Annotated in this window: 21 protein-coding genes, 1 tRNA gene and 1 other RNA gene; 12 read left to right on the top strand and 11 right to left on the bottom strand. The window is 27.7% G+C overall.

Annotated features, from left to right (window positions below; translation table 11 throughout):
* Positions 1-3 precede the first annotated feature (3 nt).
* Both GQX97_RS04385 and tsaE read right to left on the bottom strand, forming a co-directional pair.
* Positions 4-978 carry a hypothetical protein gene (locus tag GQX97_RS04385; RefSeq protein WP_157150721.1) on the bottom strand — a complete coding sequence of 325 codons (975 nt, stop codon included), beginning with the start codon at positions 976-978 and terminating at the stop codon, positions 4-6.
* Positions 975-1,421 (bottom strand): tRNA (adenosine(37)-N6)-threonylcarbamoyltransferase complex ATPase subunit type 1 TsaE, encoded by a 447-nt coding sequence (gene tsaE / locus GQX97_RS04380; RefSeq protein WP_157150720.1) that lies wholly within the window; start codon positions 1,419-1,421, stop codon positions 975-977. The genes GQX97_RS04385 and tsaE overlap by 4 nt, the downstream gene beginning before the upstream one ends.
* A 148-nt stretch (positions 1,422-1,569) precedes the next feature.
* Between tsaE and GQX97_RS04375 the strand changes: the two genes are divergently transcribed.
* The gene (locus GQX97_RS04375) at positions 1,570-2,256 is read left to right on the top strand and encodes a YggS family pyridoxal phosphate-dependent enzyme (protein WP_157150719.1); all 687 of its coding nucleotides are present in this window, start codon (positions 1,570-1,572) and stop codon (positions 2,254-2,256) included.
* A 2-nt stretch (positions 2,257-2,258) separates the two neighbouring features.
* On the opposite strand, the gene GQX97_RS04370 is transcribed toward GQX97_RS04375, so the two are convergent.
* The 4 genes from GQX97_RS04370 to GQX97_RS04355 all read right to left on the bottom strand — a co-directional run bounded on the left by GQX97_RS04370 (position 2,259) and on the right by GQX97_RS04355 (position 5,148).
* Positions 2,259-2,792, bottom strand: a complete 534-nt coding sequence (locus GQX97_RS04370) for a hypothetical protein (RefSeq protein ID WP_157150718.1) — start codon at positions 2,790-2,792, stop codon at positions 2,259-2,261.
* 418 nt (positions 2,793-3,210) lie between these two features.
* Positions 3,211-4,263, bottom strand: a complete 1,053-nt coding sequence (locus tag GQX97_RS04365; protein WP_157150717.1) for an S-methyl-5-thioribose-1-phosphate isomerase — start codon at positions 4,261-4,263, stop codon at positions 3,211-3,213.
* A gap of 72 nt (positions 4,264-4,335) precedes the next feature.
* Positions 4,336-5,052, bottom strand: coding sequence for an RluA family pseudouridine synthase (locus tag GQX97_RS04360; RefSeq protein ID WP_157150716.1), 717 nt, complete (start codon positions 5,050-5,052; stop codon positions 4,336-4,338).
* A 23-nt stretch (positions 5,053-5,075) separates the two neighbouring features.
* Positions 5,076-5,148, bottom strand: a tRNA-Phe gene (locus GQX97_RS04355).
* Between the two features lie 179 nt (positions 5,149-5,327).
* Between GQX97_RS04355 and GQX97_RS04350 the strand changes: the two genes are divergently transcribed.
* The 3 genes from GQX97_RS04350 (at position 5,328) to pta (ending at position 9,902) form a co-directional block, all read left to right on the top strand.
* Positions 5,328-7,361 carry a GldG family protein gene (locus GQX97_RS04350; RefSeq protein WP_157150715.1) on the top strand — a complete coding sequence of 678 codons (2,034 nt, stop codon included), beginning with the start codon at positions 5,328-5,330 and terminating at the stop codon, positions 7,359-7,361.
* Complete coding sequence (gene radA, locus GQX97_RS04345; RefSeq protein ID WP_157150902.1) at positions 7,345-8,724, top strand: DNA repair protein RadA; 1,380 nt, start codon at positions 7,345-7,347, stop codon at positions 8,722-8,724. Before GQX97_RS04350 ends, radA begins: the two co-directional genes overlap by 17 nt.
* Before the next feature lie 176 nt (positions 8,725-8,900).
* Positions 8,901-9,902 carry a phosphate acetyltransferase gene (pta, locus tag GQX97_RS04340; RefSeq protein ID WP_157150714.1) on the top strand — a complete coding sequence of 334 codons (1,002 nt, stop codon included), beginning with the start codon at positions 8,901-8,903 and terminating at the stop codon, positions 9,900-9,902.
* A 73-nt stretch (positions 9,903-9,975) separates the two neighbouring features.
* Here pta and GQX97_RS04335 read toward each other — a convergent pair whose 3' ends face one another.
* The 4 genes from GQX97_RS04335 to rnpB form a co-directional block, all read right to left on the bottom strand.
* Complete coding sequence (locus tag GQX97_RS04335) at positions 9,976-11,433, bottom strand: hypothetical protein (RefSeq protein ID WP_157150713.1); 1,458 nt, start codon at positions 11,431-11,433, stop codon at positions 9,976-9,978.
* Between the two features lies 1 nt (position 11,434).
* On the bottom strand, positions 11,435-13,192 hold the full coding sequence (gene ptsP, locus GQX97_RS04330; protein WP_157150712.1) for a phosphoenolpyruvate--protein phosphotransferase: 1,758 nt from the start codon (positions 13,190-13,192) through the stop codon (positions 11,435-11,437).
* A gap of 77 nt (positions 13,193-13,269) precedes the next feature.
* A complete protein-coding gene (locus GQX97_RS04325; RefSeq protein WP_157150711.1) occupies positions 13,270-13,983 on the bottom strand; it encodes a 5'-methylthioadenosine/adenosylhomocysteine nucleosidase in 714 nt (237 codons plus the stop codon).
* Positions 13,984-14,172: 189 nt separating this feature from the next.
* Positions 14,173-14,518: RNase P RNA component class A (gene rnpB / locus GQX97_RS04320), an RNA gene on the bottom strand.
* A 317-nt stretch (positions 14,519-14,835) separates the two neighbouring features.
* Between rnpB and GQX97_RS04315 the strand changes: the two genes are divergently transcribed.
* The 3 genes from GQX97_RS04315 (at position 14,836) to GQX97_RS14920 (ending at position 17,918) form a co-directional block, all read left to right on the top strand.
* Complete coding sequence (locus GQX97_RS04315; protein ID WP_157150710.1) at positions 14,836-16,248, top strand: PD-(D/E)XK nuclease family protein; 1,413 nt, start codon at positions 14,836-14,838, stop codon at positions 16,246-16,248.
* A 304-nt stretch (positions 16,249-16,552) separates the two neighbouring features.
* A complete protein-coding gene (locus GQX97_RS14925) occupies positions 16,553-17,215 on the top strand; it encodes a PD-(D/E)XK nuclease family protein (RefSeq protein ID WP_232473259.1) in 663 nt (220 codons plus the stop codon).
* Positions 17,216-17,252: 37 nt separating this feature from the next.
* Positions 17,253-17,918 (top strand): hypothetical protein, encoded by a 666-nt coding sequence (locus GQX97_RS14920; RefSeq protein WP_232473258.1) that lies wholly within the window; start codon positions 17,253-17,255, stop codon positions 17,916-17,918.
* Between the two features lie 304 nt (positions 17,919-18,222).
* Here GQX97_RS14920 and GQX97_RS04305 read toward each other — a convergent pair whose 3' ends face one another.
* The gene (locus GQX97_RS04305) at positions 18,223-18,990 is read right to left on the bottom strand and encodes a TSUP family transporter (protein WP_157150709.1); all 768 of its coding nucleotides are present in this window, start codon (positions 18,988-18,990) and stop codon (positions 18,223-18,225) included.
* Positions 18,991-19,188: 198 nt separating this feature from the next.
* Between GQX97_RS04305 and GQX97_RS04300 the strand changes: the two genes are divergently transcribed.
* The 5 genes from GQX97_RS04300 to flhB all read left to right on the top strand — a co-directional run bounded on the left by GQX97_RS04300 (position 19,189) and on the right by flhB (position 22,938).
* On the top strand, positions 19,189-19,686 hold the full coding sequence (locus GQX97_RS04300; protein ID WP_157150901.1) for a GNAT family N-acetyltransferase: 498 nt from the start codon (positions 19,189-19,191) through the stop codon (positions 19,684-19,686).
* Between the two features lie 132 nt (positions 19,687-19,818).
* The gene (gene fliP / locus GQX97_RS04295) at positions 19,819-20,601 is read left to right on the top strand and encodes a flagellar type III secretion system pore protein FliP (RefSeq protein ID WP_157150708.1); all 783 of its coding nucleotides are present in this window, start codon (positions 19,819-19,821) and stop codon (positions 20,599-20,601) included.
* A 25-nt stretch (positions 20,602-20,626) separates the two neighbouring features.
* Entirely contained in the window at positions 20,627-20,896 is a 270-nt protein-coding gene (gene fliQ, locus GQX97_RS04290; RefSeq protein WP_147730250.1) for a flagellar biosynthesis protein FliQ, read from the top strand.
* Between the two features lie 27 nt (positions 20,897-20,923).
* A complete protein-coding gene (gene fliR, locus GQX97_RS04285) occupies positions 20,924-21,727 on the top strand; it encodes a flagellar biosynthetic protein FliR (RefSeq protein ID WP_157150707.1) in 804 nt (267 codons plus the stop codon).
* A complete protein-coding gene (flhB, locus tag GQX97_RS04280) occupies positions 21,724-22,938 on the top strand; it encodes a flagellar biosynthesis protein FlhB (protein WP_157150706.1) in 1,215 nt (404 codons plus the stop codon). Before fliR ends, flhB begins: the two co-directional genes overlap by 4 nt.
* Positions 22,939-22,947 lie beyond the last annotated feature (9 nt).

Genomic DNA, 22,947 nt, shown 5'->3' with positions numbered 1-22,947 from the left:
CTGTTATTTTTTTACTCTTTTTTTCTTTAATTTTTTATTTAGCTTTTTCTTTTCTTTTTCTTCTTTCTTTAATGCTGTATATAAGTTTCCATTTGCTATAATATAATCTTTACAGAAATTATAATCTTTCTCCATTAACTCTATATCTGCAGAAGCTTTTGCGAATTTTATTAAATCCCCTTCAGTAAACATTTTTATTATAGTATCACTTTCTGTAAACTTATTTTCTTCAAACAACTTTGATATTTCACTAGTTGTCATGTCTTCAATATTAAATCTAAATCTTTTTGTTAAATATCTTTTAAATATAAATGTTAATTCAAAATAATACTCAGCAAATTTATTTTCGTTATAGTAAATGTTGTAGTCTATATTTTTTAAAGCATTTAGAGCCTCAGTATCTTCTTTTATTGTTAGCCTTTCATTAAACTTCTTCTCAATATATTTTGCCAAAAACAATACAGAGAATATTATTAAAACTATAATTATTAAAACTGCTATTATAATAATCCACACATATAAAGGCATAGGAATACTAATGGCTCTTTTCATTGGAGGAAGAACATCTCCGTCAGAAAAAGGATTAACTAATACATTAATATCTTCTCCGTAAAGCTCTCTATATTCGTTGTTATAATTATATGATATTTTAAAAGGAGATATTACAAACTGCCCAACATCATAAAAGCCTATATTGTATTTGATTATTCTCTCTTTAAAATTGCCTTTGTTTTTATTTATATTCTCTACACTTATTATTCTAGATTGTGAGACTCTATCATCAAAAGAAATATCTTGATAATTATAATCTATATCTTTCTTTGAAATTATATGCACTTCATAAGTAATACTGTCGCCTATAAATATATTTACAGATGACACACTAGTTTTTGTATAAACAATAGTGTCGCTGTCTACTCTTTTTGAACATGAGAAAATTAATGTTGATATAATAAGCAATAACAATATTTTTTTCATTTAATTAAACTAATCCTATATAATCTGCAGTCATTATTAATCATTTCTATTTCAAATAAATAATACGGCTTATCAAAATACTCTATGAACTTCTCTCCCCATTCTATCATAGTGATTCCGTCTTCTTTTATTTTGTCTTTAAATCCAATATCATCAAGTTCATCCACAGAAGAAAGCCTATAAAGATCAACATGGCGAAGTATAGTTTCTTTGTTGTTTAATATAATATCATACTCATTAATTAAGGTAAAAGACGGGCTGCTTACTATATCATCACTTTGAAGCAGTCTTGAAAGAAGTCTTACAAAAGTGGTCTTTCCAAAGCCCAAATCTCCATTCATTATAATTAAATCACCGTCTTTTAGCAATTTATATATATATTGAGCTACTTCTTCTATGTTATCTATAGTAATATTATTATATTCTTTTAATATCTCTTTCATAGTTTTTTATGTGTTTTTATTTTTAAAAAAATATATATTATAGATTACTATTTGTCAAATATAAATTAATTGATTATATATGTAAATATTATTTTTTAGTTGAAAGATTTTTTATTGATTTTATAATATTTGTATAAGAGGTATATTAATGGATAGAGATACTATTAAAAATAAATATGATTCTATAATAGAGAATATAAATTCACTTAAAGATAAATATAATGTAAATTATGATATAAGTATTGTAGCAGTTAGTAAATATTCGCCAATAGAAACTATAAAAGAGTTTTTGTCTTTGAATATTAATTTGCCGTTAGGAGAATCTAAAGCTCAAAGTTTAAGGGATAGGGCAGAGGAGCTTAATAAAGATTATGATAATATAACTTGGCACTTTATAGGAAGAATACAATCAAACAAAGTAAAATATATAGTAAGATATGCTGATTTAATACAAAGTGTGGACAGTATTGAAATTGCTGAATATGTAAACAAAGAAGCTATAAAAAATAACAAAGTTCAAGATATATTGCTGCAATTTAATATAAGCAATGAAGAGCAAAAAGGCGGATTTAATTTAACTGATTATAATATGGTGTATGATAAAATAAAAAACTTATCGAATGTTAATATAAAAGGACTTATGGGAATATCATTAAAAGTTGATAATGATTTTGAGATAGAAAAAGAGTTTGAAACTCTAAATGAAGTCTTTATGAAGTTAAAAGATAAAAATATATCAATACTTTCAATGGGTATGACCAATGATTATCACTTAGCTATAAAGCATGGCTCTAATATGGTTAGAATAGGAAGCGGTTTTCTAGGATATTCTTAATTTTATTGGAATCTTCTGTCTCTATTTATTGTAATTAAATAATTCCAAACATAATAAAATATAGTATCTTCTGTATTGAAATGAGTAACTGCTTCATCTTGTTTTAATTTGTACATAGAGTTTGAAAATGTTTCATCTTGTTCAAGCTCTTTAATTTTTAATGACAAATTATCTGTATGAGTTTTTACTTTTGACATTAATTCCACAGGTAATGCTCTTTCATAATTTCTGCTTGTTAGAGTTTCTAATGCATATTCAATTCTATCTGGAGTTAATCTTGAAGCTATTTCTTTTTCATCTTCAATTTCTTTATTTATAGTATTGCTAGCCCAAGTGTTGAACTCATCAATCCACATCTTGTATTCATTAGAATATTTTGATGAAGTTAATATATAATCATCTCTCACTTCTTTAGGTAATATATTTAAAAAGTTTTTATATCTTTGCTCCATAGCATATATAGAACCGCCCTCATTTTTACAAGAGATAGCGAATATTGATATTAAAGTTATTATACAAAAAGTTATTTTTTTCATTTAGAAATCCATTTTATTTTAAGGTTGCTTTATTATAATATAGTTATACAAAAAATTCAAATGTTTAATAAATATACTGAAATAAATATGTTTTGTCAATGTATATATTTTTATAGATATATTATCAACTTTTTTGTCTCTCTCGCACCCATACCTAAAGGTACTTCCTACGGTCGCGGTGCGGACTTCGTAAAAGTTTTTATCCTTCGGCTACGTTTCGCGAGTAACTACATTTTTAGATTGAATATACAGTTTGCATTATATTAAAAACATAATAACTTAATATTTGCACTTTTTGCAACTTTTTGCGGCGGGAAAAAGTTGATATACATTTATAAAAATATATTTTTATTTTATATAAAAGCAAATATGCAACAAATAAAAATTAAAAATATTTTTAACAAATTTTTAAATTACATCAATAGAAATCTCTAGTCTCTGTTTCAAAATATTCTTCTAAGTTGTATGGAGAATATATTCCCTTATCTGTAACAACAGCACTTATTAATTTAGGTGGGGTAACATCAAAAGAAGGGTATATTCCTTTAACGCCTTTTAATGTATTAGGTATTCCTCTATATGATAAAACAAGTTCTGGGTCTCTCTCTTCTATCACTATATCAGAGCCTTTATTTTTGTCTTTATCTGGTATGCCTGTAACATAATATGGAATTTCAAATTTGTCTGCTAATATTGCAGCTTGAAGAGTTCCTATTTTGTTTGCAATATATCCATCTCTTGTGATTGTGTCTGCTGCTGAAGTAAATATATTTACAGCACCTTTTTGCATAACATATGCTGCCATATTATCAGTAATAACTGTTACATCTATACCGCTTTCATAAAAACAAGAAGAGGTAAGTCTTGCCCCTTGAAAATATGGACGAGTCTCTAAACAATATGCTTTAAAAGTTTTGTTTTCTTTTTTTGCTGCTCTACACATCATTCCTACAATAGTCTCTCCAAAACATTGAGTTAATATAGAAGCATTATTTTCTACTAGTTTTATTAAATATGTTCCAACCTCTTCCATGATGGAATATCTTCTGTTTAGAGATTCTATTGCATTATTAAAAATAGCTTCTACTGGGCTTTTGCCTTCTTTTAATGCTTTTTTAGCTGCCTCTAATGCAGATTCTGTTATGATTCTATATCTGTTTGCAGTAGTTGGTCTAGAGTTTGCGAGTACATTAGAAGCATTAGTTAAAAACTCAATTTGTTCTTTTTCTGTTTTATTTTCAACTTCACTAGCTGCCAAAGCCATACCCATAGCACAAGCCGTATAAGGTCCAGCACTCTGAGTAACCATGTTATATATAGCCTCAGCCACTTCTTTATAACTATAACATTCAACAAAACTAATTTCTGTCGGATATATTCTTCTGTCTAATATTCTTACTTTTTTGTTTTCATACCAAGCAACATTTTCGTATCTCAACAAAAAAGGCAAATCATAATCTTTTCTTTCCATTGTTGTAGTCCATAATATTTATGTATGTATATATTGTATCGTAAAATATAAAAATTATCTATATTGTTTTTATTAATTATTAAAAATATTCCAAGGGTTATAATCTGGTAAATCAGCCTCAATAAATATTTCTTCGTTTTTTGTAGGGTGTGGAAACTTAATACTTTTGGCAAACAAAGCCAAAGGCACATCATCTCTGTCATATTTTATGTATGAGCCGTATTTTCTGTCGCCATATATAGCATGCCCAAGATTTGAAAGCTGCACTCTTATTTGATGAAACCTTCCAGTCTCAAGCTCTATTTTTAGAAGGCTTAAATTTTTAATATTGTCTTCTTTTAATACTTTATAATGAAGTATAGCTTTTTTGGCATTTTTTGTATTTTCAAAAACAACCATTGCAATATTGCCAAGCTTGTTCGTTTTTTTTATCAAATAATTTTCTAAAGTATTTTCTTTTTCTAATAATATCCCTTTTACTACGCAGTAATAAGTTTTTTGAAAGTTTCTATTTCTTATAGCCTCGCTTAATCTCGATGCTGCTTTAGAAGTTTTAGCAAACACCATAACACCCGATACAGGTCTATCAAGTCTATGCACTAATCCTAAAAAAACATTACCTTGCTTACCATATTTTAATTTGATGTAATCTTTTATGTTTTCAAAAAAAGATGTATCGCCTGTATTGTCTGCTTGAGTTGGAATGTTTGGCGGTTTTACAGCTACTATAATATGATTGTCTTCATATAGGGGATTTATAAAGTTTGTAATTTGTTCTAAGTTGTTCATATGGAGTTTTATAATAAGAAATGTGCCGAGTCAGGGAATCGAACCCTAGACACAAGGATTTTCAGTCCTTTGCTCTACCTACTGAGCTAACTCGGCAAGTGAAAATTAGTGTAACATACTATAAAAAAAAGTCAACACATTTTTTTAAATTTATTTTATTTGTTATTATATTAATTTTATTACAAAAAAATAAAACAGCTGTTTTTTAAGTAAATATACTTTGACAAATATAATTATTCTTTATATAATGCATATTATTTTAAAATGGGATAGATATGACTAAGAGAAAAGATAGAATAATAACTTTTATTTTTGTACTTGTGATTATTGTTTTAATAAACGCTATAGTTAATCAATTTACACCTTTTATAGATTTAACTAAAGATAAAATTTATTCTTTAAGCAGCGGCAGTAAGTCTTTGGTTAAGAGTTTAAAAGAGCCTTTAAGTGTAAAGTTCTTTTTAACACCGAATCTTCCTCCTCCTTTTTCTACTTATGAAAAATATATAAAAGATTTATTTGCAGAATATAAATCAGCAGCAGGAAAAAATATAAGCTTTGAAATAATAGATGCCTCTACAAATACAACAATGGCAAATCAATATGGAATCACTTCCACTCAAATAAGTGTTTTAGAAAAAGACCAAACAAGCAGCAAAATAACATATATGGGCTTAGCATTTATATATGGTGATTCTATAGAGTCTATACCTTTTGTAAGGTCTACTGAAGGTTTAGAATATAATATTGATACAATCATAAGAAAGCTTATTGATAAAAATGATAAATTAAGCAGATTAGAAAATAATTTAAATGTTTATTATATATCTTCTCCAGAAATTTATGAATTGCTTCCTATTGGTGCTATTGAGTTAATACCAGACAGCATAATGCAGGCTGTAACAGAAGCTAATAAAAATTTAATGAATAAGGTAGTTTTTACACATGTTGATATGTCTACTCCAAATCAAGAAAATGAAGAGATAATAAAAAAACTTAATATACATAAATTAGAATGGCAAGATATAAAAGATACTGATGGAAGCATTATCGTTCCAAAAGGAAGCGGATATTTTTCTTTAGTTTTAGAAAATGGGGATGATGTATTAGAACTTTCTACTTCTTCAATACTCTATGGAGATTTTACAGGCATCACAGATGAGATTTCTAAAGGCATAGACAGCATGCTTGGCTTAAAGGCTAATATTGGTTATATTCAAGGGCATGATGAACCTAATACTATAGATATACCAGTTCAATACGGTGGCAATCCAGATGATGCTTATATTAGTGTAAGCAGATATGTATCAGAAATAGAGGCTAATTATAATTTTCAAACTATAAATTTAAATACTCAGGATATTCCTTCTACAATGGATGCTTTGATAGTTTTAGGAAGCCTTACTCCTTTTACTGATGCAGAATTATATAAATTAGATCAATTTATAATGAGCGGTAAGCCAGTATTATTTATGGTTAATGGGGCTCATATAGATGAGAATGACCCTAATGCACAAATGTATGGACCTCGTTTAACTGCTGCTACTAATAGGTTAAATGAAATACTTCCAAATTATGGGCTTTCTTTAGCTACAAATATGATATTTGATGATAATGCCTATATGGCTCAATTACAAGAGGGTATGCCTGAACAAAAATTATATTATATACCGCTTATAATTCCTGAAAATATTAATTCCAAAAGTGATATAACTAAAAGTATTAATTTAATGCTTACTCCTTTATCTAGTGAAGTATTAATTAACAGCAATGATGCTAAAATTACACCATTATTTTATTCTAGTGATAAGAGTTGGATTGAAACTAATAATTTTGCTTCCTCTATGAGCGGTATGCCGAAAGACAGTAATTTACTTTCTAGAAGACTTATAGGGGCAATATCACAGGGCAGTATGACTAGTGCTTTTGAAGGCAAGGATATTCCTATTCAGTCTAAAAATATTAATATAGCAAATGTTAATAGATTAAACTCCACAACAAGCGGAAGGGTTATAGTTGTTGGTTCTCCTGATATGGCAAGAAACAGCGGTTTTGATGCTAATAAAATTTTCTTAATGAATATGATTGATTATATGGTGGGGGACACTGCTCTTATGGATATAAGAAGAAAAGGGGCAATATTTAATCCTCCTTATCAAGTGCCTGAAAGCATAAAGATGGCTGTGAGATTTATTAATATAGTGATTGTTCCTTTGATTGTTATATTGTTTGGTGTGATGTTGTGGCGTAGTGATAAAAACAGAAGAAAGAAAATATTTGAGAAATTTAATAATGGCGAAGAAAAATAATACAGTATTTGTTTGTGAAAATTGCGGTGAGAGTACTATAAATTGGATGGGTAAATGCCCTTCCTGCGGTTCTTGGAATAGCCTAAAGCCTTTTACAGAACCAGAAGAAAGCAAAATAAAAACAGTAAAAAATGCACCCTCCACAGACAAAGCACAATTAACTTCAATAAAAAAAATAAAAACTTCTGATAATATAAGAATATCAACTAATATAGATGAACTTAATAGAGTATTAGGAGGCGGAATTGTATCGGGCAGTGTGATACTTATAGGAGGGGAACCCGGAATTGGTAAGTCAACTCTCCTTTTACAAGTAGCTTCAAATATTGCTAAAAAAGAAAAGGTTTATTATTTTACAGGTGAAGAATCTCTTGAACAAATAAAGTTAAGGGCAGATAGGCTTTTATTAGAAGATTCAGATTTTTTAATATCATCAGAGTCAAATTGCGATAATATAATAAACACTCTTTTAGATGAACCTCCAACACTTGCTATAATAGACTCTATTCAAACAATATACAGCCCATCTACAAACAGTATAGCAGGCTCACCAGCACAAATAAAAAACTGTGCTTGGGCATTGATGCAAACAGCGAAGATAAAAAACATAACAATATTTTTGGTAGGTCATATCACAAAAGAAGGCACTATAGCAGGACCAAAAATATTAGAGCATATTGTAGACTGCGTGTTATATTTTGAAGGCGATGATAAAGGTATATATAGGATATTAAGAGCTGTGAAAAATCGTTATGGGGCTGTTGATGAGGTTGGAATATTTGAGATGGTAGAAAGTGGACTTATGGAGGTAAAAGATCCTTCAAAAGTTTTTACTCGTTCTCTTAATGAAGCTGTATTTGCTGGAAGTGTTATAACTCCTGTAATAGAAGGAAGTAGGGTATTTTGTGTAGAGCAAGAGGCTTTGGTTGGAAGCAGTGCTTTTGGTTATCCTAGAAGGCTTACTATAGGCTACGACCAATATAGACTTCTTATCATCATTGCTATATTAGAAAAAAGATGTCATATAAATCTTTCTAATCAAGATGTTTATATTAATATTGCAAATGGTCTTAATGTTAAAGAGACTGCTAGTGATATTTCTATTGCTATGGCTATAGTGTCAAGTATGTACGGCATAGCTATTCAGAGAACTACAGCATATATTGGAGAATTGGGGCTTTCGGGAGAGGTGAGACCTGTGAGGTTTATTGAAAGACGCATAAAAGAAATGAAGAAATTTTCCCTTAAAGAAGTTTATATTTCAAAGAGAGCTGTAAAAGAATTAAGTAAATCCATAGAAGGTGTTAAGATTATAGGAATAGACCATATTTCTGAAGCTATAAAAATGCTTGGTGTGTCATAAGCAGTTAAATATATTTTCTTAGTATTTGTGAAAAAGTTCTACAATAATATATAAAAAAATGTTTTGTTTTATAATTTAATATATACTTAAAATATTCTAAATATAATTGTTTGCAAAATAATTATTTATGCATTAAAATATTGAAAATTAATTTTTATATTAAGAGGTGTTTTATTATGGCATCATTTATGGATAGTTTAAGAGAAAAGGTTAAGGCTAATCCTAAAAGCATAATTTTAGCAGAGGGGTATGATGAAAGACATGTTAAGGCTGCTGTTATACTAAAAAACGAAGGTTTAGCGAAGGATGTTATTTTAATAGGAGATAGGGCTAAAGTAGAAGCTTTGGCAAGAGAAAATTCACTTACATTAGGAGATAGTTTTGCTAGAGTATTTGACCCTAAAGTAGAATCTAAAACAGAAAACTATATAGAATTATTATTTAAAGCTAGAGAGAAAAAGGGAATGACTAGAGATCAGGCTAAAGAGCTTATCGTTTATAATTCTGTATACACTGGTGCTGCTATTTTAGCTGATGGCGGTGCTGATGGTATGGTGGGAGGAGCTGTATATGCTACTGGTGAAATGCTTAGAGCTGCTTTATTTTTAATAGGTTTAAAACAAGGAATTAAAACTTTATCTTCTACATTCTTTGTAGAGAGTCCTGATAAGGCTTTATTTGATGATGGTATGGCTTGTTTTGCTGATTGTGCTGTTATACCTGACCCTACTTCTGAACAGCTTGCCGATATTGCTGAGTCTACTGCTGATTCTTTTAGAAAAATGACTGGTAAAGACCCTAGAGTTGCATTCTTATCTTTCTCTACTAAAGGTTCTGCAAGTCATGAATCTGTTGATAAAGTGATAGAGGCTAAAAAAATATTAGATTCAAGAAATGTTAATTTTGTTTATGATGGTGAGCTTCAATTTGATGCTGCTATAGTTCCAAAAGTAGGAGAGCAAAAAGCACCTAACTCTAGAGTTAAAGGTAATGCTAATGTATTAATATTTCCTAATTTGAATGCTGGTAATATTGGTTATAAAATTGCTCAGAGAGTTGGTAAATGTACTGCTATTGGTCCTATGCTCCAAGGTATTGCTAAACCTGCTAATGACCTTTCAAGAGGATGTTCTGCTCAGGATATCGCTGACTTAGTAGTTTTAACTTCTTTGCAATAATTTAATTTATTTAATAACAAAAAGCCCCTTAAAATATTTTAAGAGGCTTTTTTATTTATTATTATTTTTTATTTTAATCTACGCTGTATTCTGCTTCACTGTCTCCGCTTATAACAAATCTATATGGATTAGTTGGCATTATTTTTACTAAATAGTTATATAATAGTGTTGAGCTTTGTAATACTGATGTGTTGGTATTATAATAAAAATATTTTGGATATTCTAAAACATAATCATAATAAAGACTGTCTTTAGAACTTACAATTTCACCTATTTTATTATTAACTTTCCAGAGGAAATATACTGATTTATCTGTGAAATAGTTTGTAGTTTTTTGATTTAATATATATGAAAAATAATTTGCAGATTTTAAATAATCATAATTTTTATAATAGTTCATAGCAGACTTATAATGTTCAAATATATCTTTTACTTTTTCTATATCATTAGTCATATATCTAGAATAGCTCCAACCAATGATAGGACCATAGTATGTATCATATCTTACCAAAGACCAATCCTCATGTTCTCTCTCTTTGTTATTATATACATTTGTCTTGTTTAATACTGTAACAAAGTCATAATTTTGCATTACATGTAGTTCTGTCTCTTTTCCTATACTAATTGCAGGAATTCTATCTCTTATAATTATTCCATTTCCTCTTATGTAATAATCTTCATTTAATACAGGTTTAATTGCCTCTATTCTCTCTTTAATTGTGTTCATTGTTTTATCATATTCTGTTTTTTCATTGGCAGTTAATTCAAAAGGAAGTACATCTGGAAAATATGATTTGTTATTTAATATATTCTCTTGAAGTACGCTTGTTCTATAACGGTCTGAAAATCTTTTTAAATAATTTACATTGCTTAAATATTTTTCTTTATCTTCTGAAGATGATATTGTTTGAAATCTATGACGCATTCCAAAATAGTATGCAAAATCTTTGAGCGGAAATACGCTTTCACTATCAGCAACTATTCTATCAAATATAGCTCCGTTAAATGTATATACATTATCTTTAATTTTTATTCCTAATTGATTATAAATATTTAATAATTCTTTGCTTCTGTTTGTAGTTGAAGTATTAACATTTGTGTTGGCAGAGTTCTCTTCTCCCTCAACAATTCCTTCAGATATTAATTTGTTGTAAAAAGTATCCATATAAAGAGGATCATTTTCTATCATATAAATTATAGCTTGACCAAGCAAATATGACGCTTCACTTTGATAATAACTTGAAGGGTATGTAAATAAAAATCTAGCTAAAGTTTCAAAGCCGTCTTTATAGTTTGATGATAATATTTGATCTCTTCCTTTTAGAAAAGTTGTTAATTCATTGTAGGGTGTTTGTGCATTTGCTTCTTCTTTTTTCGGAAGAGATTTTAAAAACTCCCCCAAAGCACCGCTATCTTCTGTATTTTCTATTGTTTTTAATTTTTGAAATTCGCTTATAGAATCTTTAACCTTACATGAGCTTAAAGAAAAAATTATTAATGTAATAATTAAAATATTTTTTATAGTGTTCATCTTATACCTTTTGAGTTTGTAGTTTCTTTATAAAACTTTCTAAAATGGATTTAGAAAAATCATTATTCTTATTTTCAAGCATACTATTAACTAGCTCTTCACATTCTTTTATAGATACAGACCTTATTACATTTTTCACTTCGGCTATAGAAGTTACAGACATAGATAATTCTCTAATGCCAAGACCAAGTAAAATAGGAGTATACTTTGGCACTCCTCCCATCTCTCCGCATAATGTTACAAGTTTATTATTATCATTTGCTGTTTTTATAATATATTTTAATATTCTTAAAACAGATATATCTATAGGGTTATAAAGATAAGTTAATTTTTCATTTGTTCTATCGCAAGCTAATACATATTGTATTAAGTCATTAGAGCCTATAGAAATAAAGTCAGTTTCTTCTATGAGTAAATCCATAATGACAGCAGCAGAAGGTGTTTCTATTAAAGCTCCTATTTTTATATTATCATTATACGCTATATTTTCTTTCTTTAATTCTTCTTTAGTTTCATTAATAAATTTTTTAGCCTCTAAAAACTCTTCTAAAGTGCTTATCATAGGTATCATTATTTCTATGTTTCCATATACAGAAGCTCTTAATAATGCCCTTATTTGATTTTTAAATATTCTCTTGTTTGATAAACAAAATCTTATAGCACGCCAGCCTAAAAATGGATTGTCTTCTTTTACATTAAAAACACCAAGTGATGGAGCCATTTTATCTCCGCCAATATCTAATGTTCTTATTATTACTTTTCCATTTGCAGATGAGGCTATTTTTTTATATACATTAAATTGTCTCTCCTCTGTTGGTAAAGCACAAGTATTGCCGTCATCAGAATAGATATATAAAAACTCTGTTCTATAAAGTCCTATTGAATCTATACCATATTTTATAACGCTTTCCATTTCTTCTGGTATATCTATATTAGCATTTATTTTTATCTCTACATTATCTTTTGTTATAGCCTTCTCTTTGGCATCTTTAATAGACTGTTCTTTGTATTTTTTTAAATTCTCAGATAATAAAGTGTAATTATGAGTATCTTTATCATTTGGATTTAATATTACTATATTACTTCTACAATCTATTATGATTTTTCTATCATTTTTAGCTCTATTGGTAATATTTTGTACATTAAAAATAGTAGGTATTCCAAAAGATTTTGCAAGTATAGCAGCGTGAGAAGTATATCCACCTCCTTCCACTATAAATCCGCCAACACCTATACTGTTAAACTTTAATACATCGCTTGGGGTTAATGTTTTAGATACCACTATGCAGTCTTTTGGTATGGAAAAACTGCTGCTGTCTGTACTTGGATTAAGTAAATTCCTTATTACTCTTCCCTTTATGTCTATTATATCGCTAGCTCTCTCTGAAAGCATTTGATTATTAAAAGCAGATATTCTATCAAAATATTCTGTTATTACAGTATCATATACATATTCCACATTTAATAATTTTTCTTTTACTTCATTTTTTACCTGCTTTATTATTACAGGGTCTTGAATAAGTAAAATATGCATAGATAGTATATTTTTTAACTTACTATCTACATTTTTTATTAAATATTCTATTTGTTCTTTTGATTGTTCTATTGCTTTATCTAATCTTATATATTCTTCATCGATATCTTCTTTTTCTATATTATACATTGGGGTTATTAATGAATTGAGATATAGAAATGAGTCTCCTATAGATACATAATTACCAATGCCGTTTCCTTTTAGTATAGTTCTTTTATCAGGCATAATCTCCCCAATATTATGTTAATTTAATTTTGTAATTATAATATATATGCAAATATTTTCAATAGTAATAAAAAAAATTAAATATTATTAAGCATTTCTATTACTATTTTTTTAGAATTTTCTGCTGCTTTTGCTACGAATTTTGGAAAATCAACTACTGCATCACTATCAGCCTTGTCAGATAATGAACGTATTACAACAAATGGAACGTTATACATTAAAGCAGCATGTGCAACTGAAGCTCCTTCCATTTCTATAGCACCAGCTTTGAATTTATTATGTATTTGTTTTACTTTATTGTTATCACCTACAAACTGGTCGCCTGTAGCAATAGTGTCAATATAAACTTTATTGTCTGTTATAACTTTTTGAGCTGAAGTTTTAGCTAGTTCTATTAAGGCTTTATCAGCAGGGTAGTAATTGTCATTATAGCCTTTTACTAAAACAGTAAGTTCATCTCCATCTAAATCGCTTGTATCAAAATCATGTTCTATTAAATTTTTTGAAATAACTATATCAGATATATCATAATCAGGATTACCAGAACCAGCAACACCTGTAAATATTATTTTTTCTACATTAAATTTTTCTATAGCTATGGTTGTGGCAATGGCAGCATTAACTTTACCTATACCAGATTTTAAAAGCACTATATCTTTGCCGCATAATTTGCCTTTATAGTAAGTAATGTTAGCTATTTCAATTTCTTCTATATTCTCAATCATATTTTTAAAATTATCAATCTCGCAGTCCATAGCACCGATTATTGCAATTCTTTTTATTTCAGACATAAATAATTTTCTCCTTAAACAGTAATAATTGTAATTTATTATATATTAAAACTATATTTTTATAAACTTATAATTTATTTTTTTGTAATACTAGAAAATTGTAGTAGTTGTTGAAAATATATATATTAAAATTTTTTAAACATAGTAAGATAAAAATGTTAAAAGATATTAATGCAGTTTTAGTTATAAAAAATAAGCGGAGCTATAAGCCGTATTCTGTCATTTAAGGTAAACATTTATCTAGATACTGCATTACTACAGTACTCAAGCGAGCTACCTGAAACCTTTATGAAAAGGGCAATCGGTTTCTGTTTGCTCTTGCCTCTCATGGGGTTTACACTGCCATTCATGTCGCCACAAATGCGGTGTGCTCTTACCACGCCTTTTCACCCTTACCTAAAAATAGGCGGTATATTTTCTGCTGCACTTTCCATAGGCTTTCGCCTTCAAGCCGTTAGCTTGCATGAAGCCCTTTAGAGGTACGGACTTTCCTCAGTATTAGTTATTTAAATACCGCGTTTACCCACTCCGCATAGTTTGTTACTTTATTATAAAAACAGAAAAATGTCAATTACATCATTATATATTAAAAGTTTTTAAGTTTATCAAAATCTTTTTAAGTTTTTTATTTGTGGCTGTTTTGCCCCCTGCGAAGCGTGCCCGTAGGGTACACGCCCCCAGTTCTTTTATTGGTATAAAAGAACCAAAAGAACTGCATTTTTATATCTTGTTTAGATAACATTGTATTACATTAAAGAAAAATATTATAAATTAAAATTATATTCATATTAGATTAATTTTCTAAATACTAAATTAATTGATTTTTTTATATTTATATATTATACTCAATGCATGAATACAGAAATTATTGAAAACAGATTATTAACTTTAACAAATGAATTCAAAAAAGATGAAGAAGAAAAATATAATTCAGTAAGTAATACTATAAAGTCCATACATAAATCATTTTTAGAGGAAGAAGAATTAAAAACAAATAGATTAAATGAAATCTTCTCTAAAATTAAAATAATAATAGAAAAAGTAAAAAATGAAATGAAAAAATTTCCTCCTCAATTTTGTATATTTGATGTTGTAAATTTACAAAGACATGAGAATTATAATAGTGATTTGATTGCTAAGCTGCTTGAAGTAAATATAAAGTATAAAGAAGATACTGAATTAAGTTTTGTTAAAGATTTTTTAATGTATTTAAATAATAAGTTTAACTGGAGCTATGGATTTAATGATATCAAAAAATTAAAGCATTCGGATATAATTATAAAAAGAGAAGAGTATGCAGGCACTAGAAGAATAGATTTATTTATATCTTATAAAAAAGATTTTGCAATTATTATAGAAAATAAAATATCCGCTGGGGAACAGTATAATCAATTAGAGGATTATTATAATAGTAAAAAAGATAATTATAAAAACTTATATATGATTTTTCTTACTCCTTCAGGCTATGAACCTTCTACTTTATCAGAGGAATCAAAAAAAGAACTTGGAAATAATTTTCAAACTTTAAAGCATAGCGATATAGCTTTATGGCTTGAGAACATTTTAGAAAATGAAAAATATTCTTTTCTTCATGATATAAATATTTTATTTAAAGATAATGATAATAAATATATAAAAGATTATAGGCTTTTGAAATCTGCTATGATACAGACTATACATAACGCCAATATGCTGAGCAATAATACAAAGGAGCTTGATATGACAAAAGGAAAAATACAAGAACTATTGAAAAAACATCTTTTTCAAGATATACAGACAGTAGAAGATGCAGAGGAATATAAACAAATATTTAATAGTGTTATAGATATTATTAATGAAAAAAAAATAGATATATCACTTGAACCTATATTGTTTTTTACTGATAAAGTAATCAAATATTTAAATGAAAATTCAGATGATAAATCTTATTATTATAAAAAAATAGATGAAATTACTAAACATATAAAAGAGAATCCTTATAGTAAAGATTTTTGTCATAATATAAAATACAATTTAAATAATTATAATGCAGATATATTATTAGAATATCACTATGAATCAGGTACATTTCAGTTTTCTATTTATACTTATAATGAAAAAAGTTATAAAAAATTAAAAAATAAAGAGTCTTCTATAAAGGAAATATTTAGTAATTTTGAAGAAGCAAATCCATATGTATACTATATAGATACAGAAAAAGACAGCCCAGAGGAAATTGCTGAAGCTATGATTAAGCTTTATAATCTTTTGAAAGAGAATTTATAATTATTTGATATATACTAAAAATTTTTAATTTTTTATTTGTGGTGGCTTTGCCCCCTGCGAAGCGTGCCCGTAGGGTACACGCCCCCAGTTCTTTTGCCGATAGGCACCTACTCGGTACGACCGTAGGAAGTGCCTTAGGTATTGGTATAAAAGAACCAAAAGAACTGCATTTTTATATCTTGTTTAGATAACATTGTATTACATTAAAGAAAAATATTATAAATCAAAATTATATTCATATTAGATTAATTTTCTAAATACTAAATTAATTGATTTTTTTATATTTATATATTATACTCAATGCATGAATACAGAAATTATTGAAAACACATTATTAACCTTAATAAATGAATTCAAAAAAGATGAAAAATTAAAAAGAAATAGATTAAATGAAATCTTTTCTAAAACTAAAACAATAATAAAAGAAATAAAAGAGGAAATGAAACAATATCCTCCTCAGTTTTGTATATTTGATGTGGTAAATTTACAAAAATATGAGAATTATAATAGTAATTTGATTGCTAAGTTGCTTGAAGTAAATATAAAGTATGTAAATATAAAATATAAAGAAGATACTGAATTAAGTTTTGTTAAAGATTTTTTTATGTATCTGCATAAAGATAAAGAATTTGGTTGGAATTATGGATTAAAAAATATTGAAGAATTAGAAAAGATAAATCATTCATATATAAGTATAAAAAGAGAAGAGTATGCAGACACTAGAAGAATAGATTTATTTATATCTTATAAAAAAGATTTTGCGATCATTATAGAAAATAAAATATATGCCGGGGAACAGGATAATCAATTAGATGATTATTACCAGAATAAGAAAAAAGATAATTATAAAAACTTATATATGATTTTTCTCACTCCTTCAGGCTATGAGCCTTATACTTTATCAGAGGAATCAAAAAAAGAACTTGGAAATAATTTTCAAACTTTAAAACATAGCTTTATGGCTTGAGAGTATTTTAGAAAATGAAAAATATTCTTTTCTTAATATGGAAAATATTTTAGATAATGATAATAAATATATAAAAGATTATAGGCTTTTAAAGTCTGCTATGATACAGACTATACATAATGCTAACATGCTAAGCAATAATACAAAGGAGCTTGATATGACAAAAGTAAAAATACAAGAACTATTGGAAGAAAATATTTTCAAAGACATACAAACTGTAGAGGACGCGGAAGAATATAGAAAAATATTTACTAGTGTTATAGATATTATTAACCAAAAACAAATTCACATAATAGTTAAACCACATATTGAGTTTACAGAAAAAGTATTAGACTATTTAAAAAATAATGATAAATCAAAATATTATATTTTTTTGACTGAAAGAGAAATTATTAATGATATATATCAAGAAGGATATTCTCATAATATAAAATATAGTTTTTGTAATGGAGAAGTTGAGTTGATATTGGAGAGTAATAAAGATTGTTTTTTTCTTCATATTTACTTGTATAATTTAAATGATAATAAGAAATATAATATTTTAAGAAAAAAATTAAATTTAGAAATAAATAAAATATTTTGTAAGTTTTATGAAGATAAAAATTATGTTTATCGTTATAATATAGATACAGAAAAAGACAGCCCAGAGGAAATTGCTGAAGCTATGATTAAGCTTTATAATCTTTTGAAAGAGAATTTATAATTATTTGATATGTACTTATTATATATTAAAAACTTTTTAAGTTTGTAATTTTTTGTTGTTCTTTTTCCCGCAGCAAAAAGAACCAAAAAGTGCAAATAAAATATAGTTAGATTATTTATTAAATTTTATATAAAGTATATATTTTTGATAAAAATGCAGTTCTTTTGCTTCTTTTATACCAATACCGAAGGCACTTCCTACGGTCGTAAAAGAAGTGGGGGTTCGGGGGCTAGTCCCCGAAAATAATAAAAATATAAAAATTATTTTCTTATAAACTTAAAAATCTTCAGTATGTACTTTTTATTTATTTAATTATATCAAGTAATATTTTTAATGTCGTTAATAGTGATATGCTTACGAATATAGGTTTTATAACTTTTATTCCTTTTTTGATTGCAAATTTAGCACCAAAGTAAGTGGATATCATTATAAAAGGTATAACAAATACGCCAGCCATATAATTAACTTTTCCTTCTATTGCAAATATTATTAATGAACATAAATTGCTTGTAAGGTTCAAAGCCTTAGCATTTCCAGATGCAAGAAGAAAATCCATCTTATAATAAACTACAAAAAACATTATTAAAAAACTTCCTGTACCGGGACCAAATACCGCATCATAAAAACCCAAAAGAAAAGCGAAAAACATTCCTGTTATGTAATTTTTTATTTTGAGATTGTTTTCGTCAAATAAATTTTCTGTGCCGAAAGTTTTTGAGAATAATGTATAAAGTCCTACTAGTAGAATAAGTATCATTATTAAAGGTTGTAATACTTTTGCATCTATAAGCACAATAACTTGAACACCTACAATAGAGCCTAATATTGTCATAGGTATTAAAAACTTTATTAGTTTGGTTGTAAGTTTTCCGTTTTTAAAGAATGTAAAAGCAGAAACTACGGCTCCAGATGTGGAAGTTAGTTTATTTGTAGCTAGAGCAGTGTGCGGAGGAATACCAGCTATTAAATATGCAGGCAAACTTATAAGCCCGCCACCTCCAGCAGCAGCATCAACAAAACCAGCTATAGAGCATCCTATAATCACTATAATTAAATTTTCTATGTCCAACATAATAACAGCACCGATAATTTTTTAATTTTATTAAGAAAAGATATTATATCTATGATGATTTTTTGTCAAATGTTTTATATATGCTTTATGTTTTATTTATTTTTTTATTATTTTTTATTTAAAAAATATTTAATAGTATTTACAAAAATGAAAAAAGAGTTATCATATTATAGTTTACATAATAAATTTGAAGCTGCTATGATTATAAGAGAAGTACATATAACAGATGCTAAGAATGTTGTTGACTTTATAAAGAAAGTATCAGATGAGAGTGATTTTTTAATATGTGCATCTGATGAGAGAGAACTTAGTGTAGAGAAAGAGAGTGAGTTTATACAGACAGTTGAAAAGTCTGTGTTAGAGAAGATGTTTTTGTGTGAGATTGATGAAAAAATAGTTGGTATATGCAGTATTAGAGGAATTAATAAAAAGAGAGTAAAACATAGAGTTAGTTTAGGCATAAGTGTTTTAAAAGATTATTGGGGTAGAGGAATAGCTTCAAAATTACTTGAACACACAATAAATTATTGCAAGGACAATGATTTAAAAAAGATAGAGTTAGACGTAAGGGTTGATAATAATAGGGCTATAGGTTTATATGAAAAATTTGGCTTTGAAATAGAAGGGGAGATAAGAAATTTTTTTTATTTGAATGGGGTTTATTATAACTGCTATTTATTTGGTCTTTTACTATAAATGATAATTTTTTATAATTTTGGCTAAAAAATAGTTAACATAATACTTGACTTTTTATTGTAATATGATAACTTATATATTAACGGTATAATTCTAATTATATTTAATAAAAAAATTGGGGTATGATAAAAAATGAAAAAGTTTCTCGCTGTTATTGTTATATTGTGCTTATTTGCTCCGATTACTCTTTTTGCTCAAACACAAATACCTATACCTGCAATAGATTTAAATATTACTCAAGCTCAAACACCTCAGCAAGTTAGCTTAGGTCTTCAAATATTATTCTTGCTTACTATACTTTCACTTTCTCCGTCTATAATAATAATGACTACAAGTTTTGTGAGAGTTTCTATAGTTTTAAGTTTTGTTCAAAGGGCATTGTCTTTACAAGAAACACCTCCAAGAGCATTAATAATGGGGCTTTCTTTGTTTTTAACATTTTTTATAATGATGCCAACATTAACTCAAATAAATAATGAGGCACTTCAGCCTTATTTAAACGGCACTATAGGTGTTAATGATTTATACAGCAGAGGGATACAGCCTATAAGAATGTTTATGTTCAACTCTTTGAGAGGTGAAAACGGTATGAAGAGTTTGGACTTATTTTTAAGTATTAGCGATACTAATGTTAGATTAAGAGATATTCAGTCTGTAGAAGATTTAGCAAAGATTCCAACTATAGTTGTTGTGCCTGCATTTATTATTAACGAACTTACTATAGCGTTCAAGATGGGTATATATTTATTTGTACCTTTTATAGTTATAGACTTAGTTGTAGCGTCAATATTAATGGCTATGGGTATGATAATGCTTCCTCCAATTATGATATCGTTGCCTTTAAAGATAATATTATTTGTGGCTGTTGATGGTTGGAAGTTGTTGATATTGCAGCTTGTACAAAGTTTTAATTAGGAAATATTAATTAAGAGGGTTATTTATGAATGATACTTCTATTATTGTTTTAGTTCAAGAAACATTATGGACTTTTATGCTTCTATCTGCTCCTGTTTTGGGGGTTTCTATAATAGTTGGTCTTATTATTTCTATAATACAGGCTACTACAAGTATTCAAGAGCAAACTTTAACTTTTGTACCAAAAATGATAGCAATGCTTGCAGTTATATATTTTTTGGCTTCTTGGATGATTAATTATATAAGCGGTTTTACTGTTAGACTTTTTAATATATTGCCTACTATAGCAAGATAAATAAATAAAAAATGGAATAATTAGAAGATGGATAATTTTGTTAATTTCTTTCAGATTTACCTTCTCATAATGGTAAGATTTTTGGCTATACTCATAGTAGCTCCTTTGTTTTCTTCTAATGTTATTCCAAATACTATAAAAGCAGGATTAGCATTTATAGCAACAGCAACAATTTTTCCACTAGTAGCAAATACATCAGTTCAGGCTGCTCCTACTTTTTTAGAATATTTTTTAACTTTAGTAAATGAAGCATTAATAGGTATATTAATTGGATTTTTAATGTCTATAATATTTTTGGCTTTCCAAGTTACAACTAACTTTTTTGAAATACAAATGGGTTTTGGTATATCTGAGGCAGTTGACCCTATAAGCCAAATTACTGTTCCTGTATTAGGTCAGCTTCAGGCTTTAATTGTAATACTTATATTCATTGCTATAGACGGTCAGAATTGGGTAATAAGAACTTTGTATAATAGTTTTAAAGCTATGCCAGTGTTGAGTGATGCTTCAAAAGCTGTGTTTTTAGGTTCTTTTCAAGGGGTAATAGACAGAATGATTTATTATATGAGTTCTATGTTCTCTATTGCTTTATCACTTGCTTTGCCTATAATGCTTACTTTATTTTTACTTTCATTAAGTTTAGGATTATTAGCAAAAGCTGCTCCTCAAATGAATGTATTAATGCTTGGTTTCCCTATGCAAATAGCAGTTGGAATTGTTGTGTATTATATACTTATTCCTGTACTCATTACTAATTTTATGAAGATAATGCAAAACACAATTGCTGATATTAATAATTTATTTGTTTTTTTATCAGGAGGCACAGTATGATAAAGCTTGCTTCTTTGATTAAATATTTACAAGTAAAAGATTTATTTATTTCTATAAGGGCTAAACTTTATAGAAAATATTTGCGTTTAACAGGCAGAGGTTTTGCACTAACTTTATTTGCATCTGCAGAAGATGAAGGAAGAACAGAACTTCCTACAGAGAGAAAAAAGAGAAGAGCAAGAGAAGAAGAGGGCCGTGTTATAAACTCTGTAGAAATTAATCAAACTTTAGTATTAGGTGTTACTACTGTTTTAATAGCTTTGCTTATAGGATATCTTACTCACACATTATCACAATTTTTTATTGATGTTTTAAATAGAATTGCAAATGCTGATGCAACAATGACTATGGATGGACTGCCTGATATATTTATAGAAATAGTTTTATTGATAGCAAAAACAGCTGGCATAATTTTGCTTGCAGCATTAATTATTGGAGTAGGAGTAAATTTAGCACAAACACAATTTTTATTTACCACAAAAAAATTAAAACCAAATTTCAAAAGAATAGCACCAACTTGGTCAAATTTTAAAGAGAGAGTTTTTATATCTTCTCAAAACTTAATGAACTTAGCTAAAATACTTTTTAAAATGCTTGTTATAGCAGTATTAACATTTACAACAATAAACGGCAGACGCAGTGATTTATTTAATATGGTTCATATGGAATTAGCACAGGCTATGAATGTATTTTTCTTTATAGTTTTAGAGATGATAGGAAAGGTAATGATATTTATGATAATAGTTGCTGTTGTGGACTATTATTTTCAAAGAAGACAATATATTAACAGCTTAAAGATGACAAAGCATGAGATGAAAGAAGAGTTTAAGGAGATGGAGGGAGACCCTTTAGTAAAGAATCAGTTGCAAGAAATGGCTAGAAAGATAGTAAGCAGAACAATGCTTAAATCAGTACCAGAGGCGGATGTAATAATTACAAACCCGACACACTTTGCCGTTGCTTTAAAATATCAAAGCGGAGATTATGCTCCTATAGTAACTGCAAAAGGCGTTGATAATATTGCTTTAAAAATAAAAGAGATAGCAAAAGAACATGAAGTAGAAATAGTAGAAAATAAACCTTTAGCCCGTGAGCTTTATTATAATGTGGATATAGGGCAGTATATACCAGAGAAGTTGTTTCATGTTGTATCAAGAATACTTGGCGAGGTATATAGAATACGTAATGAAAAAATGGCAAGGGCTATATAGGAGGAAATG

The sequence above is a fragment of the Brachyspira sp. SAP_772 genome (assembly GCF_009755885.1).
GTDB lineage: Bacteria > Spirochaetota > Brachyspiria > Brachyspirales > Brachyspiraceae > Brachyspira.
The sequence above is the reverse complement of the archived record's forward strand: the minus strand, read 5'-3'. Positions and strand labels throughout refer to the sequence as shown.